Consider the following 18,514-nt stretch of genomic DNA (forward strand, 5'->3'; position numbering starts at 1 on the left):
TATAGCTCAGCTGGGAGAGCGCTTGCATGGCATGCAAGAGGTCAGCGGTTCGATCCCGCTTATCTCCACCAAATATTAAAGAAACCCGCTTCGGCGGGTTTTTTGTTTTCTGCTATCTCCCTTTCGGTTCCCTGAATTGCAGGCATAAAAAAAGGCGCCGGAGCGCCTTTCTTTGTCGTTCTGTTGCTACTTACTACGCCAGTACCAGACCCGCGATAGAAGCTGACAACACGCTGACCAGCGTTGAGCCGTACAGCAGTTTCAGGCCGAAGCGTGAAACTACGTTGCCCTGGTGTTCGTTCAGGCCTTTAATAGCGCCGGCAACGATACCGATAGACGAGAAGTTGGCGAAAGACACCAGGAACACGGACAAGATGCCCACGCCGCGTGGTGAAAGTTCGGTCGCCACTTTTTGCAGATCCAGCATCGCAACGAATTCATTGGAAACCAGTTTGGTTGCCATGATACTGCCGACCTGCAACGCTTCGTGACTTGGCACGCCCATCATCCATGCGAATGGATAGAAGACATAACCCAGCACGCCCTGGAAGGTGATACCGAACACCACATCGAACAGCGCATTCAGGCAGGAAATCAGAGCGATGAAACCAATCAACATGGCTGCAACGATGATCGCGACTTTGAAACCGGCCAGGATATATTCACCCAGCATTTCAAAGAAGCTCTGACCCTGGTGCGTGTTACCGATTTGCAGGTCTTCTTCTGAATCAACTTTATAAGGGTTAATTAACGACAGTACGATGAAGGTACTGAACATGTTGAGCACCAGCGCAGCAACAACGAAGCGCGGTTCCAGCATGGTCATGTACGCACCCACAATCGACATAGAAACGGTCGACATAGCTGTGGCTGCCATAGTGTACATACGTTTTTCAGACATTTTGCCCAGAATATCTTTATACGCGATAAAGTTTTCTGACTGACCCAAAATCAGGGAGCTGATGGCGTTGAAAGATTCCAGTTTTCCCATGCCATTAATTTTCGACAAGACTGTACCGATGATACGGATGACGAAAGGCAGTACGCGAATGTGTTGTAAAATACCGATCAGTGCGGAAATAAACACGATCGGACACAAGACTTTCAAGAAGAAGAACGCTAATCCTTTATCGCTCATGCCTCCAAATACGAAGCCGGTCCCTTCCGCAGCGAATCCTAATAATTTCTCAAACAAGTCTGAGAAGCCTTTCACAAAACCTAAACCGATTGAAGAGTTCAGGAAGAAATAGGCTAATAAGACTTCGATGACCAACAGCTGAACAATGAAACGTAAACGGATATTCTTCCGGTCACGGCTCACCAGTAAAGCGAGTGCAGCGACAACGGCCAACGCTAATACAAAGTGCAATATTCGGGACATGGGTGCTCCAAATTAGAGGCAGGCTATATTTCGACGGACATTTTATGTAACGCGTACATTTAAAACGTGAAGTCGCTTGCAAATATAGAAATTACAGACACGAATTGCAACAAATCGAGGCCTATCACACAAAAAATCAAGATGTTAATAAAACTAAGCACAGTTAGCATTCTTGTGCTAGTTTTATCATGTGCCGTAATGCGTTCTGAATCTGGCCAGTAAATGTCTGTTTTAGGAAAAAGCGTTCTGTAAGTCTTTATGAAAGCTCACAGAATGATTAACCACTCAGTTCACACTTTGCCGCTTACGCTACTGCCTATCAAAGTAATTACTCAGATCATTCTAAATGCACTTGATAATCATTATCAATTAGCTATGATTTATGTAAGCGTAACAATCGTAAGGGTTAACTGACTATGCTGAACAGCCGGGCCGAATCTACAGGCCGCGCAGCCAGAAAGATGAAGCTTTCACTGATGGGACCGGCGTTTATTGCCGCCATCGGTTACATCGATCCGGGCAACTTTGCGACTAACATTCAGGCCGGTGCCTCGTATGGTTATCAGTTGCTGTGGGTGGTGGTCTGGGCCAATGTCATGGCAATGCTGATCCAGCTCTTGTCTGCCAAACTGGGTATTGCCACCGGGAAAAACCTCGCCGAACACATCCGTGACCGTTTCCCGCGTCCTGCCGTCTGGGCTTACTGGGTGCAGGCAGAAATCATCGCGATGGCGACCGACCTCGCTGAGTTTATCGGTGCGGCGATCGGCTTCAAATTACTTCTCGGGGTTACCCTGCTTCAGGGCGCCGTGCTCACCGGGATTGCCACCTTTATTATCCTGGGTCTGCAAAAACGCGGGCAAAAACCGCTGGAACTGGTTATCGCCGGTTTGTTGCTGTTCGTGGCCGCCGCCTATATTGTCGAGCTGTTTTTCTCTCAGCCAAGCATGGTAGCGCTGGGCAAAGGCATGCTGATCCCTGCACTGCCCACCAGCGATTCCGTCTATCTGGCCGCCGGTGTGTTGGGCGCGACCATCATGCCGCACGTCATTTATCTTCACTCTTCGCTGACTCAGCGAGGCGGTAAGGCATCGAAAGAGCAGCGTTATTCCGCGACAAAACTGGATGTCGGTATCGCGATGACTATCGCCGGTTTCGTTAATCTGGCGATGATGGCGACCGCCGCCGCAGCGTTCCATTTCAGCGGACACAGCGGGATCAGTGAACTCGATGAAGCTTATCTGACGCTGCAACCGCTGCTCGGCCACGCCGCTGCGACGACATTTGGCCTGAGCCTGGTCGCTGCCGGTTTATCCTCAACCGTGGTGGGTACACTGGCCGGTCAGGTGGTGATGCAGGGCTTTGTTAAATTCTACATTCCGCTGTGGGTGCGCCGTACGGTCACTATGATGCCGTCTTTTATCGTGATTCTGATGGGGCTGGATGCCACGCGAATTCTGGTCATGAGCCAGGTACTGCTGAGTTTCGGGATTGCGCTGGCGTTGCTGCCGCTGCTGGCGTTTACCGGTAACCGCAGCCTGATGGGCGAAATGGTGAATACCAAAACCGTGCAGTGGGCGGGGCGCATCATCGTGCTGATTGTCGTCAGCCTCAACCTTTATCTGCTGATCGGTATGCTGAAATAATATCCGGCTGAAAGATTCAGGCCATAAAAAACGGGACAGTTTGCGCTGTCCCGTTTTTGTTTGTGTCATTCACTGAATTAATGGCGATGATCGCCATGCCCGCCGCGGTGATCCCGGTCGTGTCCGTGACCGCGATCCGGTCCGCGGCCGTGGTCATAATGCGGACGTCCGTGGTCGCCATGATAATAACGCGGCGGTGGCATCGGACGACGTGGTGGATGGCGATGATTCCACCAGCCCTGATCGCGCCAGCGGTAGCCGTCCCAGTAATCCCCGCGCGGGCCACGATGACCATAATTGTGACCACGGTAACTGTTCCACCAGCTCGGGTTGCGCCAGTCGTACCCATCCCAGTAATAACCGCGACGGTCACGGTCGCCAATGCTGATGGAAAGACCGGGTGTATTGAGACTAAAGTTGCTGGCCTGTACAGCAGGCGCTGCGGCAGGCAGCAAAGCAAACAGCAATGTCCCGAGAAGTATTGGCTTAATCATAGACGGCCCCAGATTCCTTATAATTTATGCTGACAGTTATAAGGGGAAGAGGGGGCGGGTTCTATTGCTTACAATCCTGTTTTGATTGATTTACGCGCCTTAACGGAAACCTTACGGAAACTCCATAAAGGCGCGTTTATTAAGCAGGTGGGTAACCGTTTACACTAAAATCGCTTCGATGGCCGCCAGTTCTTCCGGGCTGAAATGACGGTTAGCCATCATGCCAACCGCATCATCAATTTGCCCGGTTTTGCTGGCGCCAATCAGCACAGACGTCACGCGATCGCCGCGCAGCACCCAGGCCAGTGCCATCTGGGAAAGTTTCTGCCCGCGCGCCTGCGCAATGTCATTCAGCTGACGCACTTTCGCCAGTTTTTCTTCCGTCAGCTGTTCGGCGGTCAGGAATTTACTGTCGCTGGCCGCGCGGGAATCTTCAGGAATGCCCGCCAGATAGCGGTCCGTCAGCACGCCGCCCGCCAGTGGCGAAAAGGCAATCGAGCCCACGCCGTAATCCGCCAGCGTATCGAGTAAATCGGCTTCAACCCAACGTTCAAACATCGAGTATTTCGGCTGGTGAATCAGGCACGGCGTACCGAGCTGTTTGAGGATCTCAAAGGCTTCTTTGGCGCGCGCAGCGGGATAATTGGATAAGCCGACATACAGCGCTTTGCCCTGACGTACGATCAAATCCAGCGCCGCCATGGTTTCTTCCAGCGGTGTGTCCGGATCCGGGCGGTGATGATAGAAGACATCCACGTAATCCAGCCCCATGCGTTTCAGGCTTTGATTCAGGCTGGCAACCAGATATTTTTTTGAACCCCAGTCGCCGTAAGGGCCGTCCCACATGGTGTAACCGGCTTTCGAAGAGATGATCAGCTCGTCACGATACGGCAGCAAATCTTCCTGCAAAATACGGCCAAAATGCTGCTCGGCAGAACCCGGAGGCGGGCCATAGTTATTGGCGAGGTCAAAGTGGGTGATCCCGTGGTCGAAAGCGTGGCGGATAAGCTTCCGGCCATTCTCAAAGTGAGCGTTATCCCCGAAATTGTGCCAGAGGCCAAGGGAAACGACAGGGAGTTTTAGCCCGCTCTGGCCACAGCGGCGGTATTCCATTTTCTCGTAACGATTGGGACTCGCTAAATACGGCATAGAGACCTTTCTTTTAAATTGTATGAATCATGTAAGAATGAGGTAAAAAGCCCTTTTAGTGTATGCGCTTTCACAAGCATTTCCAGATATTCAGATCACATCCGGAACAATCCTTATTTCCTGTTTACGTAGCGCTTGTTTGCATGAATAAAGGCGCAGCAGCTTAAATCCCGGATTCTTTTTCTATTACCGTAACTGCTGAACAAAGACGCCTGCGTGATCTCAGTGCAACGCTGTAACTCTGCGTTTCCACATTCTATTTCGAATAATAAATATCCTATTCCCCTGTTTGGAGTAATACTTAGGCTAGTGGGATTAACTGTTTACTCTATTTTTAACAGAGGATCGTCATGGATAATATCTATACCGTAGGTGACTATCTCTTAGACCGCTTATCATTTAGCGGGATCTCCGAACTGTTTGGCGTGCCGGGGGATTACAACCTGAAATTCCTCGACAGCGTGATTAATCATCAGCAAATCACCTGGGTCGGCTGTACTAATGAACTTAACGCCGCGTATGGTGCAGACGGATATGCGCGTACCAAAGGCATCGGCGCGCTCCTGACGACCTTTGGCGTGGGCGAACTGAGCGCGCTCAATGGCATTGCGGGCAGCTTTGCCGAATATGTTCCGGTGATCCACATTGTCGGGTCACCGGCGCTGACCTCGCAGCGCAAAGGCGAACTGATGCACCACACGCTGGGCGACGGCAATTTCGGCCACTTCATGCGGATGTCGCAACCGGTGAGCGTCGCGCAAGCCGCGCTGACGCCGGAAAATGCGCTGTCTGAAATCGACCGCGTGATTGAAGAAGTGATCTACCACTCACGTCCGGGCTATATTTTGCTGCCCAGTGACGTCGCTGCGTTGCCGGTCACAACCCGAGCCCACGCGCTCCCGGCGCGTCAGCCGCCATTTTCGCCATCTTCTCTGGAAGCTTTTGTTGCCGCCGCTGAAACTCAGTTGCGCGATGCAAGACGCGTTTCGCTGCTGGCAGATTTCCTTGCCGACCGCTTTGACCTCAAAGCCGCGCTGGAAGAGTGGATGGAAGAAGTGCCGCTGCCGCACGCCACCTTGCTGATGGGCAAAGGGCTGTTTAACGAGCAGCAAACGAATTTCGCCGGAACCTATTCCGGCGCAGGCAGCGCGGCGTCAACCCGCGAGGCCATTGAAGGCGCGGATGTGGTGATTAACGTCGGGGTGAAATTTACCGACACGATCACAGCCGGATTTACCCAGCAACTCCCCGACGGCAAATGCATTGATCTCCAGCCATTTTCTGCCCGCGTGGGCGATCAGATTTTCCACCAGTTACCGATGGCTAAAACCGTCAGCGTCCTGCATCGCCTGACCGCGGAACTGGCTTCCGGCTGGCAACCCTACCCGGTGAAACGCACGGCACTGCCTGCCTCGCACGAAGGACATTTCGGGCAATACGAATTCTGGCAGCAGATTCAGGATTTCCTGCAACCAGGCGATATTCTGGTCGCCGAGCAGGGCACCGCATGTTTCGGCGCGGCGGCGCTGAACCTGCCGGAAGATAGCCAGTTTGTCGTCCAGCCATTGTGGGGCTCGATTGGTTTCACTCTACCCGCCGCGTTTGGCGTACAGATTGCGGCTCCCGCGCGCCGCGTGGTGTTGCTCATCGGCGACGGTTCTGCACAACTGACCCTGCAGGGGCTGGGCGCGGCGATCCGCTATGGTTTGCCGCCAGTGATTTTCGTCATTAATAATGACGGCTATACGGTTGAGCGGGCGATCCACGGCGAAACGCAGCGCTACAATGACATCGCACAGTGGAACTGGACGCAGTTCCCGTCGGCGTTTGGCGGCAATGATGTTTTCACCGCGCGGGCCGATTCTCCTCAGGCGCTGAAAGAGGCGATCGAAAAAGCCGGTGCGCATCGCCAGATGGCCTGGATTGAAGTGGTTCTGCCGAAAATGGATATCCCCGAACTGTTAAGCTCGGTGACAAAATCGCTGGCGAAACGTAATTCAGGGCAATAAATCGTCGTCCGTTTCCGGCGGGTCAATCAGCTGGTCGATGAACCAGCTTCCCGCCGGGCCGGGCTGATTATTTTTACTCCACACCGCATCCACGGAAATCTTTTTCGGCCAGCCGCGCAACGGCAGCGTCATCAGTTTGTCATGCCCGAACTGTTTCACCAGCCAGTGGGGCAGCGTCGCCCAGCCAAATCCCTGTTCCGCCATTTCCAAAAGCATCAGATAACTGGGCGCTGACCACACCTGGCCCTGCGCGCGCGGCATTTCACGACGGCTGTATGGCTGTAAACACAGCTCGCGAAACGTGTGTAACTGCTCGGGTTGCAGGCTCTCCATTTTCGCCAGCGGGTGTTCACGGCTGCAAAAAATCGACATATCCGTCTGCTCGGGCAGACGCGCCGCGCCAATATCCGGCGGATAACTTGCCTGGGCTTCCACCATGCCGATATGCGCGCGACCTGACTGCAACAGCTCGATGACGTCCTGATCTTCGGCAATCTGACATTCAAATTCGATATCCGGATAACGCTGCTCAAACCGGCGCAGCAGCGCTTCATGGTGGGTCGGCTGATAGGTATCGGAAAGCACAAACGTCAGGCGGGTTTCTGGCTGCGTGGATAACCGCACGGCCAGCTCATCAAGGCGCTCGCTGGCGGCCAGAATGGCCTGAACGTGGCTCAGAACGCGCTGTCCGGCGGGCGTAAGCACCGGATGGCGGCTCTGGCGATCAAACAACGTTACGCCTAAATCCACTTCCAGATTGGCAATCGCCGTGCTGACCGTCGACTGGCTTTTGCGCAATTTGCGCGCGGCGGCGGAGAAAGATCCGGCGTCGGCCGCCTCTACAAACGCCGTCAGGGCTTCCGGTGAATAGCGCATAAACAACTCTCCTGTGATTTCAATCCATCTACTTTATCGATACTTACTATCTTTCATCCATCTTATTTAGTGATGATAATGCCCGCCTGTGACAACCGTCACCCATTAATTATCAGGAATCAGGCAGGTTTTTATGTCTAAGCAAACACGCAATTCATCTCAGAAAACATTGGGCGAGCGCATCTTTCATGCCGTCGGCTTCGAGACGCTGGCCGTCCTGATCTCCGCCCCGGTCGCCGCATGGGCGCTGAATAAACCGATCTGGGAAATGGGCGCGCTGGCTATCATGTTGTCGACGACGGCAATGGTGTGGAACATCATTTACAACACCTACTTCGACAAATTCTGGCCGGTGACCCGCGTGGTGCGAACACTGAAAATCCGTATTGCTCACGCGCTGGGTTTCGAGGGCGGGTTCATTCTGATTGGCCTGCCGATTGCCGCGCTGTGGCTGGGTATCGGCCTGCTCGATGCGTTTATGCTGGAAATCGGGTTCTTCCTGTTCTTCCTGCCGTACACCGTGGCGTATAACTGGCTGTACGACACGCTGCGCCAGCGCTGGATGCAGCGCCGCGAAATGGTTCAGGATTGCCCGGCGAAGCATTAATTCCCGCTGACCTTCGTCCGGAAAAAGCCCGCAGACATTTTCTTTGTTTGCGGGCTTTTTGTCGGTTATGGTTTTGTCACGCAGACAAAAGGGAAGCAGAAATGAAAACGTTAGGGCTGATTGGCGGCATGAGCTGGGAATCCACCGTGCCGTATTACCGGATGATTAACGAACACATAAAACAACAGTTGGGCGGATTACACTCGGCCAAACTGTTCCTCTACAGCGTCGATTTCTACGAGATTGAAAAGCTGCAAATGGCCGGTGACTGGCAGCAGGCGGGCGAACTTCTTGGCAACGCGGCCCGCTCGCTGGCGCGCGCCGGGGCTGATGTCATTGTGGTCTGCACGAATACGATGCATAAAGTGGCCGGTGATATTGAGCGGATTGGCGGCCTGCCGTTGCTGCACATTGCCGATGCTACCGCCGGAAAAATCAAAGCGCACGGGCTGAAGAAAATTGGCCTGCTGGGCACACGTTTCACCATGGAACAGGATTTTTACCGCGGACGTTTACAGGAACTGCATCAGATTGATGTCGTGACGCCGGATGCCGGTGACCGCCAAATCATCCATCGGATCATCTACGAAGAGCTCTGTCTGGGGATTATCCGGGACGACTCACGCGAGGAATACCGGCGGATTATTGCCAGCCTGGAACAGCAGGGCGTGGAAGGCATTATTTTCGGCTGTACCGAAATCACCCTGCTGGTCGGCGCTGAAGACGCGGACGTTCCCGTTTTCGATACGACTGCCATTCACGCGCTGGCAGCGGCCGAGTTCGCCCTGAAAGACCATTAACCTGCGTCAGGATCCTGACGGCGTAATGACTGTTTCGCCACCAGCATCATCGGTTTACCGGCCAGCATCAGCCAGGCTGGTAACATCACGATACACAGCAGCGGCAGCAATTTAAGCCCCGGTACCACGGCGGCAGCCATAAACAGGCTGAGCCAGCCATCGCGCGTGACCACTAAAACCATGCCCATCACGGCGCAGGAAACGGTGACCGCTGCCGGCACATCCGGGGCATACTGATGCAACATCAGACCCAGTGAAACCCCGACGAACACCGCCGGGAAAATACGCCCGCCACGAAAACCGCAGGCCGCCGCGACCACTAACGCCGCCAGCTTGGTGAGCGTGATCGCCAGCAGCGGCCCCATCTCAAACAGCTGATTCGAATGCGCCAGCTCCTTCATCTCATCAAGCCCTTTGAACAGCGTGATTTCTCCGCCAATCAGCGCCAGCAGCCCGAGCACAAACCCGCCGAGACCTAGCCGCAGCACAGGATTCTGGATACTGTTAAACAACCGGTGCATATGCGGAAAGAGCCAGACGGCGAGCATCCCCAGCGCAATCGCAATTAACACCACCACCGAACCGCTGAAAATATCAATCAGCCGTGAGCTGTCATAAGCCGGAATGGTCAGCGAGAAGTCAGGCTGGAAAAACTGATCGGTGGTAATCGCCCCCGCACCCGCGGCGAGCAGCGGCGCGAAAAGCCGGTCCCACAGCGGCACATCTTTATTGGTGCCCAGCGTTTGCGAGAAAATCAGCGCGGCGGCAATCGGTGTACCAAACAACGCGCCGATGGTTCCGGCGGCAGCCAGAATCACCCAGTCGGTGGTCGGTACTTTCGGCATAAACCGCGCGCCAAACGCGGCGGACAGCGCAATGTTAATCACGGTAATCGGATATTCAGGACCGAGACTGACGCCCCCGGCCAGCCCGAGCATTAAGGCTAACGCCAGACCGGTCAGTGAACTGACTGCAACCGGCGCGCCAATCAGAGATTCGGTCGCCGGATCCGGCCCCGCGTGGCCCGGCATATATTTAATTAATGCGCCCACCCCGACCCCGGTCAGCGTCAGCATGAACAGCGTCCAGCTGGCGGACTGAGTATTCACATTTAAAACCGCGGGAATGTTTTGCCAAAGCAAAGTTTGTAACGCACCGGCAAGCATCATAATGGCGACCAGAATCAGGCTCGACAGCACGCCGATAATGATCGCAGGCAACGCAAAGGCCAGCATGAGTCTGGCGCGGGGATGAAACATGCAAGTATTTCCTTATTTTATAGTTTTGTTTGCCCTAATAGCTTAGATGAAACTCAGCAAGGTCTGTTTACCGGCGGTCGACATTATTTTGTGTGACATGCCGCATAAATGTGCGTTGGTTCAAAACTGCGTTGCAGCGTATAGCAATTACCGCTATTTTGCCCACACGAATCTGTAAGCTTTGCCCCGCTGGCAGGCTTTCGCCGGTCGTTAAGTGATGTGCAGCTTACATCAGCGCGCCCGGCAGCGTACTCTTTAGCACAGCAACTTTTGCGCGGGTGCGCAGCATAACGAATTTACTTTTTGTGGAGAATAACATGACCAAATACTCCCTGGTGGGCGATGTCGGGGGCACCAACTGCCGCCTGGCGCTTTGCGCTTTGGACAGCGGTGAGATTTCTCAGTCGAAGACCTTTTCCGGGCTGGAATATGACAGCCTCGAAGCCACGGTTCGTGAGTATCTTTCGCAGCAGCAACAGGAAGTTGAGGATGCATGTATCGCGATTGCCTGCCCGATTACCGGCGACTGGGTTGCGATGACTAACCACACCTGGGCCTTCTCCATTGCGGAGATGAAGAAAAGCCTCGGGTTGAAACATCTGGAAGTGATTAACGATTTCACCGCCGTTTCCATGGCGATCCCGATGCTCAAAGAAGCGGATTTGCTGCAGTTTGGTGGCAAAAAAGCGCAGGACGGCAAACCGGCGGTGATTTACGGCGCGGGCACCGGTCTGGGGGTTGCGCATCTGATCCACGCCAACAAACAGTGGATGAGTTTGCCGGGCGAGGGCGGTCACGTTGATTTCGCACCAAACAGCGAAGAAGAAGACATTATTCTGGAACAGCTGCGCACCGAAATGGGCCACGTTTCTGCGGAACGCATTCTGTCAGGACCGGGGCTGGTGAATCTGTACCGCGCTATTGTTAAATCCGATAACCGCGTACCGGAAAACTTCAAACCTAAAGATGTCACCGAGCTGGCGCTGTCAGACGAAAACGTCGACTGCCGTCGTGCGCTGTCGTTATTCTGCGTCATCATGGGGCGTTTTGGCGGCAATCTGGCGCTGAACATGGGGACGTTTGGCGGTGTGTACATCGCGGGCGGGATTGTGCCGCGCTTCCTGGAATTTTTCAAAGCCTCCGGTTTCCGTGCGGCGTTCGAAGATAAAGGGCGTTTCAAAGATTATCTGATGGATATTCCGGTGTTCCTTATCACCCACGATCAGCCGGGATTACTGGGCGCAGGTGCCTATCTGCGTCAGTCGATTGGTTTGACGATTTAATGTTTACGGCCTCCCTTGTAAAGGGGAGGCCGTAACATCAGAACCGCATTAACTGCCTGAATTCCTTTACCTTGCTCCGGCTGACCGGCACTTCGAAATCCAGATCACTTAACCGCAAAATGTAGGTGTTGTTAAACCACGGCACAATCTCGCGGATTTTCGACAAGTTCACGCAATACGAACGGTGGCAGCGGAAAAAATGCTCCTCCGGCAGGCGGTTGCACAGTTCGGTGATATTCATCGGCATGGTGAATTCTTCTTTGCGGGTATACACCTGCGTCACCTTTTCCTGCGCGGCTGCGTAATAAATATCGTTAATGTCCGTCACGATAATGCGCTCATCTTTGATGAGATTAATGCTGTGGCTGACGCGCGGCGCGTTACTCGGCGCGGGCGCGGAAGCTTCCTGCTTATCCTGGCTGTCACGCTGAAAATGCGATTCGAGTTTTTGCAGCATCGTGACGATACGGGATTCGTGATACGGCTTGAGAATGTAGTCAAACGCTTCGATTTCAAAGGCTTCGGCGGCGTGTTCTTTGTAGGCGGTGATAAAGACAATGTAAGGCTTATGCGCAAATTTACTGATATTTTGCGCCAGCAAAACGCCGTCGAGCGAAGGAATGCTGATATCGAGGAAAATCGCATCGACTTCATTCGTTTGCAGATATTTCAGCACATCCAGCCCGTCATCGAATATCGCTTCAATTTTGATGCTGCTGTGCGTATTAATCAGATAACTCAGTTCTTCCTGAGCCGGTATTTCATCTTCGACGATAATGGCTTTCATGGAATATTCCCCGATGCGTTCGCCCGAAACGCGGGCGGCAGGTTAAATGCTTCAAAAAATGATAATTAGCGAACAGTAACTGCACGGGTCTTCCGCTTCAGGCTATTTTGCTCTCAAGGGCATTTGCCACTGCGGAAGAGGCCTTGGTGATTAAAAATGAAATATCCGTCCCCGGTTCAAGGCGGCGGATTGTCAGCCCCTGGCCGTATAACAGCGAAACGCGGTGATGCACATTTAGCAGGCCGATTTTATTGCCCGGCATTTCGTTGCGCTCAACGCGGTCAATGGTTTCCTGATTGATGCCGTGGCCGGTGTCTTTCACAGAAACCTTCACGCCGTCAGGCTGATGCTTCACTGAAATCACCACCACACCTTTTCCGCTGCACTTCTGGATCCCGTGGACGATAGCATTCTCCACCAGCGGCTGGATCAGCAGGCTGGGGATTTTCACCGAAATATCGTCATCAATGTCATAAATCACCGTCAGCTTGCTGCCAAACCGCGCCTGCTCGATGGCGATGTAATCCTGCACCTGATGCAGTTCCTTGCGCAGATCAATCAGCTCATCGTTCAGTTCCAGGTTATAGCGCAAATAGCGGGAGAGATTGATGATCAGCTGCCGTGCGACGTCAGGGCGGGCGCGAATTGAAGACGATATGGCATTCAGTGCGTTAAACAGAAAATGTGGGTTAATTTTACTTTGCAGGGCGCGCATTTCAGCTTTATTCGCCATCTCACGCAGCTGCTCGGTGCGCGAAACTTCCATCTGCGTCGACATAATTTGCGACAGCCCGATCGCCATGACTTTCAGGGAATAGGTTATTCGGTGCGGGTCGCAATAATAGATTTTCAGGGAACCGGTCACTTCGCCTTTTTCCCACAGCGGGATAATAATCAGCGAGTGAATTTGGGGTGTGCGGTGCATCTCGTCGTTATTTTTGACGGTAATCTGGCCGCTTTCCAGCGTAGCCTTGGTGATCTCGCTGAGCGCTTCGTGGCCGATATTGTATTCTTCCGCGCCCGTGCCGACGTACGCAAGAATGTTCCTGGTATCGGTAATGGCGACGGCATCGGCGTCGATATCATCGCGGATAATCCGGCAAATGCTGTCTAACGATTCAGCGTTGATATTCCTGAAGTAGGGCAGCGTTTTATTGGCGATATCCAGCGCGAGCCGCGCCTGCCGGGCAGCAATAACTTCTTTTTCATCCTCGACGCTTTGCACCAGAATCACGATAAGGCCAATCGAACTGGCACCGAGGATCAGCGGCGCGGCGATATTCATCACGATATCCAGCCCGAGCGAAAACGGCCGGGCCATCAGTAAAATCAGGATCATGGTCAGCGTTTCGCACAGCATGCCGGCCAGAATACCGACTTTCCAGTGCAGTGCTTTTTTGACTTTTTTATTGATATAGCCAGAAAGAAAACCGGCGGTAATACTGGTGATCAGACACGGAATGGACGTCGGCCCGTGAATGTCGATAAGAAAACGGTGAGTACCCGAAATCACGCCGGTAATAATACCGACCCACGGCCCGAACAGAATGCCGCCGGACATAATGGCGATAGTCCGCACGTTAATCAGCGAGCCTTCAACGTTTATCCCCGAAAGTGTGCCGAAAATCGCAAACAGCGAGAAAATCGCGGTGACCGCCGCCAGTTCCAGCGCCGTATGATTATCATTTTCTTTGTGCAGCAGTTTACGGAAAAGCGGGGTACGCGTGAGGAAGAACAGACAGATGAGCATCAGCGCCGCACGGTCAAAGACCGCCAGCAGCATATCAAACATGTGAGGCATGGTGATTTCTCTGCACAGTAATACATATCTGTGCCAAATGGATTCAGCCGTTATTATAAATAAAAGGTCAGAGATTCACCACCAAAGGACGGAATGCGGTCCGGTTCAGGTCCAAAACGCTATCTAAAAATGGAGAACAGCCAGAAATGATCTCGTTATCAACGCCGCGGCTTATCATGCAGCCAATCCAGACTGACGACTGGGCGTTCTTTTTGCGGTTGTACCAGACGCCGGAAGTCATGCGTTTTATCGGTGATATTGAAACGCCCGCGCAGGTTCACAGCCGTTTTGAGCAGCGTCTTGGCAACTGGGATCGCTACTGCGATTTCTGGCTCTGCCTGCTGATCCGCGAAAAAGAAACCGGCGCGGCGGTGGGGCTGACCGGATTTTTCCCCGACTGGTGTCCGTATCAGCAGGGCGAAGTGGGCTTCATTCTGGCACCGGAACATCAGCGCAAAGGCTATGCGGTCGAGTCATTACGCGAAGTATTAAATTTTGCTTTCGACCAGTGCGGATTCCACCGTTTGCAGGCCAACGTGCTGGAAGGTAACGACGCATCGCGACGCGTGCTGGAGAAATGTGGTTTTCAGTATGAAGGCAGGCTGCGTGACAGCTACCGCATTGGCGAAGAATGGAAAAATGACTGGCTGCTGGGGCTGCTTGCCAGCGATACGCGCCTTTAGTTAAAGATCTTAGCTAAAAACTTTAGTTAAAAAAATGTTGCTCAATCTCTCGACAGATTTTTTCCTCTGCGATATGTTCGTTGAAGGCCGCAACGCGGCCAGCGTCGCTCGGACGGTCCGGGCGCTTACGTATCCCAGAGGAAATTATGGCTGATTCCAGTTCACCCCGTCGTTTTTCGCGTATCGATCGTCTTCCCCCTTATGTTTTCAACATTACTGCTGAGCTGAAAATGGCTGCACGCCACCGTGGCGAGGACATTATCGATTTCAGTATGGGGAATCCTGACGGCCCGACACCGCCGCACATCGTGGAAAAGCTGGTGCAGGTTGCACAGCGTGAAGACACGCACGGTTACTCGACATCCCGCGGCATTCCGCGTCTTCGCCGGGCGATTTCCCGCTGGTATGCCGACCGCTATCAGGTTGAAATCGATCCGGAAAGCGAAGCTATCGTCACCATCGGGTCGAAAGAAGGGCTGGCGCATCTGATGCTGGCGACGCTCGATCACGGTGATACCGTTCTGGTGCCAAACCCAAGTTATCCGATCCACATCTACGGCGCAGTGATTGCCGGTGCGCAGGTACGCTCCGTGCCGCTGGCGGAAGGTGTGGATTTCTTTGCCGAGCTGGAAAAAGCCATTCGCGAAACCATTCCGCGACCGAAAATGATGATCCTCGGTTTCCCGTCGAACCCGACGGCGCAATGCGTGGAACTGGATTTCTTCGAGCGCGTGGTGGCGCTGGCTAAACAATACAACGTACTGGTGATCCACGACCTTGCGTATGCCGATATCGTGTATGACGGCTGGAAAGCGCCGTCGATCATGCAGGTGCCGGGCGCAAAAGACATCGCGGTGGAATTCTTCACGCTGTCCAAAAGCTACAACATGGCGGGCTGGCGTATCGGCTTTATGGTCGGCAATCCTGAGCTGGTCAGCGCGCTGGCGCGTATCAAGAGTTATCACGATTACGGCACATTTACCCCGTTGCAGGTGGCGGCGATTGCGGCGCTGGAAGGCGACCAGCAATGCGTGAAAGACATTGCCGAACAATATCGTCAGCGCCGAAACGTGCTGGTGCGCGGGCTGCACGAGGCGGGCTGGATGGTGGAAAATCCGAAAGCGTCGATGTACGTCTGGGCGAAAATCCCGCCTGCGTATGCCCACTTAGGCTCGCTGGAATTCGCCAAACGTCTGCTGGCGGATGCGAAAGTCTGCGTGTCGCCGGGCATTGGTTTCGGTGATTACGGCGATACCCATGTGCGTTTCGCGTTAATCGAAAATCAGGATCGCATCCGTCAGGCGGTGCGCGGCATTAAAGCGATGTTCCGCGCCGATGGCCTGCTGGCACCGAAAAAAAACGGTAACGAACCGCCGGCTGAATCTGAATAATTTTCTGACGCGTTAAAAGCGGAAAACATCAAAGCCAGTCATCGGAGGTGACTGGCTTTTTTATTCACTCTTTTTATTAACGGCTCTTTGTTTAACGGATGTCAGCAGGTGAACAGCCAAACCGCTCGCGAAAACGCAGGGAAAACCGCGAACTGGCGCGATAGCCGCACGCATCGGCGATTTGTGACAGGCTCCAGCGCGTGGTTTGCAGCAGGGTCATGGCATGATGCATGCGGATATCCTGCAACAATGTCCGGAAGCTGATTTGCTCTTCCACCAGCCGCCGCCGCAGCGTGGCTTCACTCATAGCCAGTTGCTGGCTGGCGCTGGCGGCGGTCCAGGCAAATTCCGGCGCGGAAGCCAGCAGCGTGGTCAGCCGGGTGCCCAGCGGTTCCCCGGCGCGCGGCATAAATAAAATTCCGCGCTCCGCCAGTGCGATCAGCACGCCGGTCAGACGGTTTTGCTGCACCGCCGTGCTGGCCGGATTTTTCAGACCGTGCAGACAATAATCCAGCGTTTCCTGTAATTCATCGTCCAGCGGTACGATCTGAAAGCCGTTAAGCGGCGTGAGGGGCGACAGAAGCGAAGCGTTATCGCGGTAAAACCCGGCGATCAGCGCAGGCGAAAACCCGAGAAACAGCGACGAGAAAATCCCGCTTTCTGCGCTGACGGTTTTGCTGACGTGCGCCTGCGTATGTTGCGAAATCACCATCAGATGCGGCGTGTTTCCCAGCTTCACCGGCGCGTCGTGCTCCTGACTCAGCGTCAGTTGCCCGGAATTCACCCGCAGCAGCGATGGCTCGAAAAACCGGAAACTGGACACCTGATGCGGCTGTTGCAGATAAGGCCGCGCCAGCGAAAAAAGCCGGTCGTGGATGACCGGCAGTTGGTTTGGCAGAAGATTTCCTGCATTGCTGCGACCTTCAGAGGGCATCGTTTCTCCTGCCAGAGGGCATTACTTCACGTCCGGATTTAAGGTGTAAGTCCCGGTCAGGCTGGCCTGCGCCAGAACGTGGCCTTCGATAGCGGCCAGCACATCCGGGCCGTAGAATTTATCCTGTAATTCAAGTGAAGGAATATCCAGTGCATACAGCGTAAACACGTAGTCGTGCGCAATTTCATCATTCCACGGCGGGCAGGCACCGTCGTAACCGTAGTAATCGCCGCCCATATTTTCGTCGTCGCCAAACCACGCGGTATAACCGTTGATGCCATGACGCATTCCGGCTTCAGCGGGCAACGCCGGTTTGCCTTTTGGCGTCACGCTGTCGCTGTGGCTGCCTTCGGCAATCTCACGGGTATCAGCAGGAATATTCACCAGCAGCCAGTGGAACAGATCGATACGCGGCAATGATGCGGAAACCACCTTGCCTTCCTGATTCACGTCGTCCGGACGGCCCGGTACATGCGGATCCACACAAATCAGCGCAAACGAACGGGTGTTTTCCGGTACGTCGCTCCAGGCTAAGTGCGGGTTACGGTTGGAGGAAAGCGCCAGGTGGTTTTGTGCATCCTGAACGGCAAATGCCAGCTCGCCCGGCATCGGTGCGCCGTTCTCAAAATTCTGACTGATCAATTTCATTGGAAAATCCTCTGCATGTCATTGGACTGGGGTATGGAGAGATTCTATCGCGATGCGCTTCGGGCAGGATGACATATCCCGTCAGATTATTCACTTTTCCCGTCATAATGACCGGAAGGGTGAGTCCTGCGGTCTTCATAAAGTCTGCGTATTTATTTCCTATACTCATTTTTCGTGCCGATGGTTCCCTGATACTTATCTCCGGACAGGAAACGATTTATGAAAACCCGTTATTCGCTTTCCCAGATAAGCCTGCACTGGGCGACGTTACTGATGATTATTCTGACCTACGCCGCCATGCTGACCCGCGATTATTTCCCGGAAGATAATCAGCCGCTGGTGCGATTGCTGCATTTCAATTTCGGGATTTGCGTCTGGCTGCTGATGTGGGTGCGCATTTTCCTGCGCACGCGAAATACCACGCCGGCCATCACGCCGCCGCTGCCGCGCTGGCAGATTGCGGCGTCTCACGCCGTACACGCTGTTTTGTATCTGCTGTTTCTTTCGCTGCCGGTGCTCGGCGTGCTGACGCTGGAATTTGGCGGGCGCGACTGGGTTTTGTTTGGCTGGCAGGTGCCGCAGTTTATCTCGCCGGACCCTTCTGCGCGCCGCACGGTGCGCACGGCCCATGAATTCCTGGCAAACTGCGGGTATTACCTGATTGGCTTACACGCGCTGGCGACGATTTATCATCACTATTTTCGCAAAGACGATACCTTTACGCGGATGCTGCCGGGAAAATAGTCCGGGGGAATGCAAATGCGGG

17 protein-coding genes are annotated in these 18,514 nt (G+C 53.9%); 8 read left to right on the forward strand and 9 right to left on the reverse strand.

Going from position 1 to position 18,514, the window contains the following annotated elements; translation table 11 throughout:
* Window positions 1–193: 193 nt before the first annotated feature.
* On the reverse strand, window positions 194–1,381 hold the full coding sequence (locus J8X26_RS10275) for a NupC/NupG family nucleoside CNT transporter (RefSeq protein ID WP_152324500.1): 1,188 nt from the start codon (window positions 1,379–1,381) through the stop codon (window positions 194–196).
* 416 nt (window positions 1,382–1,797) lie between these two features.
* Between J8X26_RS10275 and J8X26_RS10280 the strand changes: the two genes are divergently transcribed.
* Window positions 1,798–3,027, forward strand: a complete 1,230-nt coding sequence (locus tag J8X26_RS10280) for an Nramp family divalent metal transporter (protein ID WP_152324499.1) — start codon at window positions 1,798–1,800, stop codon at window positions 3,025–3,027.
* Window positions 3,028–3,104: 77 nt separating this feature from the next.
* Here J8X26_RS10280 and J8X26_RS10285 read toward each other — a convergent pair whose 3' ends face one another.
* The gene (locus J8X26_RS10285) at window positions 3,105–3,521 is read right to left on the reverse strand and encodes a DUF2502 domain-containing protein (protein WP_152324498.1); all 417 of its coding nucleotides are present in this window, start codon (window positions 3,519–3,521) and stop codon (window positions 3,105–3,107) included.
* 159 nt (window positions 3,522–3,680) lie between these two features.
* On the reverse strand, window positions 3,681–4,670 hold the full coding sequence (gene mgrA, locus J8X26_RS10290) for an L-glyceraldehyde 3-phosphate reductase (RefSeq protein WP_208950848.1): 990 nt from the start codon (window positions 4,668–4,670) through the stop codon (window positions 3,681–3,683).
* Window positions 4,671–5,020: 350 nt separating this feature from the next.
* Here mgrA and J8X26_RS10295 point away from each other — a divergent pair, with 350 nt between their 5' ends.
* The gene (locus J8X26_RS10295) at window positions 5,021–6,679 is read left to right on the forward strand and encodes an alpha-keto acid decarboxylase family protein (protein ID WP_208950849.1); all 1,659 of its coding nucleotides are present in this window, start codon (window positions 5,021–5,023) and stop codon (window positions 6,677–6,679) included.
* On the opposite strand, the gene J8X26_RS10300 is transcribed toward J8X26_RS10295, so the two are convergent.
* Window positions 6,668–7,555, reverse strand: coding sequence for a LysR family transcriptional regulator (locus J8X26_RS10300; RefSeq protein ID WP_208950850.1), 888 nt, complete (start codon window positions 7,553–7,555; stop codon window positions 6,668–6,670). The genes J8X26_RS10295 and J8X26_RS10300 overlap by 12 nt on opposite strands.
* Window positions 7,556–7,688: 133 nt before the next feature.
* On the opposite strand from J8X26_RS10300, the gene J8X26_RS10305 reads away from it, so the two are divergent.
* Complete coding sequence (locus J8X26_RS10305) at window positions 7,689–8,162, forward strand: multidrug/biocide efflux PACE transporter (protein WP_208950851.1); 474 nt, start codon at window positions 7,689–7,691, stop codon at window positions 8,160–8,162.
* Window positions 8,163–8,263: 101 nt separating this feature from the next.
* Window positions 8,264–8,962 (forward strand): aspartate/glutamate racemase family protein, encoded by a 699-nt coding sequence (locus J8X26_RS10310; protein WP_208950852.1) that lies wholly within the window; start codon window positions 8,264–8,266, stop codon window positions 8,960–8,962.
* Here J8X26_RS10310 and J8X26_RS10315 read toward each other — a convergent pair.
* Window positions 8,959–10,221 carry an ion channel protein gene (locus J8X26_RS10315; RefSeq protein ID WP_208950853.1) on the reverse strand — a complete coding sequence of 421 codons (1,263 nt, stop codon included), beginning with the start codon at window positions 10,219–10,221 and terminating at the stop codon, window positions 8,959–8,961. The two genes, J8X26_RS10310 and J8X26_RS10315, sit on opposite strands and share 4 nt — an antisense overlap.
* A 317-nt stretch (window positions 10,222–10,538) precedes the next feature.
* On the opposite strand from J8X26_RS10315, the gene glk reads away from it, so the two are divergent.
* Window positions 10,539–11,504: a glucokinase gene (gene glk, locus J8X26_RS10320; RefSeq protein WP_152324491.1), complete on the forward strand. Its 966-nt coding sequence runs from the start codon at window positions 10,539–10,541 to the stop codon at window positions 11,502–11,504.
* 37 nt (window positions 11,505–11,541) lie between these two features.
* On the opposite strand, the gene J8X26_RS10325 is transcribed toward glk, so the two are convergent.
* Window positions 11,542–12,291 carry a LytTR family DNA-binding domain-containing protein gene (locus J8X26_RS10325; protein WP_152324490.1) on the reverse strand — a complete coding sequence of 250 codons (750 nt, stop codon included), beginning with the start codon at window positions 12,289–12,291 and terminating at the stop codon, window positions 11,542–11,544.
* Between the two features lie 97 nt (window positions 12,292–12,388).
* The gene (locus J8X26_RS10330) at window positions 12,389–14,092 is read right to left on the reverse strand and encodes a sensor histidine kinase (RefSeq protein ID WP_165058406.1); all 1,704 of its coding nucleotides are present in this window, start codon (window positions 14,090–14,092) and stop codon (window positions 12,389–12,391) included.
* Window positions 14,093–14,238: 146 nt separating this feature from the next.
* On the opposite strand from J8X26_RS10330, the gene J8X26_RS10335 reads away from it, so the two are divergent.
* Window positions 14,239–14,775, forward strand: coding sequence for a GNAT family N-acetyltransferase (locus tag J8X26_RS10335; protein ID WP_208950854.1), 537 nt, complete (start codon window positions 14,239–14,241; stop codon window positions 14,773–14,775).
* A gap of 146 nt (window positions 14,776–14,921) precedes the next feature.
* Complete coding sequence (alaC, locus tag J8X26_RS10340) at window positions 14,922–16,166, forward strand: alanine transaminase (protein WP_152324487.1); 1,245 nt, start codon at window positions 14,922–14,924, stop codon at window positions 16,164–16,166.
* A gap of 91 nt (window positions 16,167–16,257) precedes the next feature.
* On the opposite strand, the gene J8X26_RS10345 is transcribed toward alaC, so the two are convergent.
* Window positions 16,258–17,100, reverse strand: a complete 843-nt coding sequence (locus tag J8X26_RS10345; RefSeq protein ID WP_208950855.1) for an AraC family transcriptional regulator — start codon at window positions 17,098–17,100, stop codon at window positions 16,258–16,260.
* Between the two features lie 21 nt (window positions 17,101–17,121).
* Window positions 17,122–17,748, reverse strand: coding sequence for a YbhB/YbcL family Raf kinase inhibitor-like protein (locus J8X26_RS10350; RefSeq protein ID WP_208950856.1), 627 nt, complete (start codon window positions 17,746–17,748; stop codon window positions 17,122–17,124).
* A 219-nt stretch (window positions 17,749–17,967) separates the two neighbouring features.
* On the opposite strand from J8X26_RS10350, the gene J8X26_RS10355 reads away from it, so the two are divergent.
* Window positions 17,968–18,492, forward strand: coding sequence for a cytochrome b (locus J8X26_RS10355; protein ID WP_208950857.1), 525 nt, complete (start codon window positions 17,968–17,970; stop codon window positions 18,490–18,492).
* The last annotated feature ends 22 nt before the right edge of the window (window positions 18,493–18,514 follow it).

Origin of the sequence: Rahnella sp. ChDrAdgB13, assembly GCF_017655185.1 — a bacterium.
Lineage (GTDB): Bacteria > Pseudomonadota > Gammaproteobacteria > Enterobacterales > Enterobacteriaceae > Rahnella > Rahnella contaminans.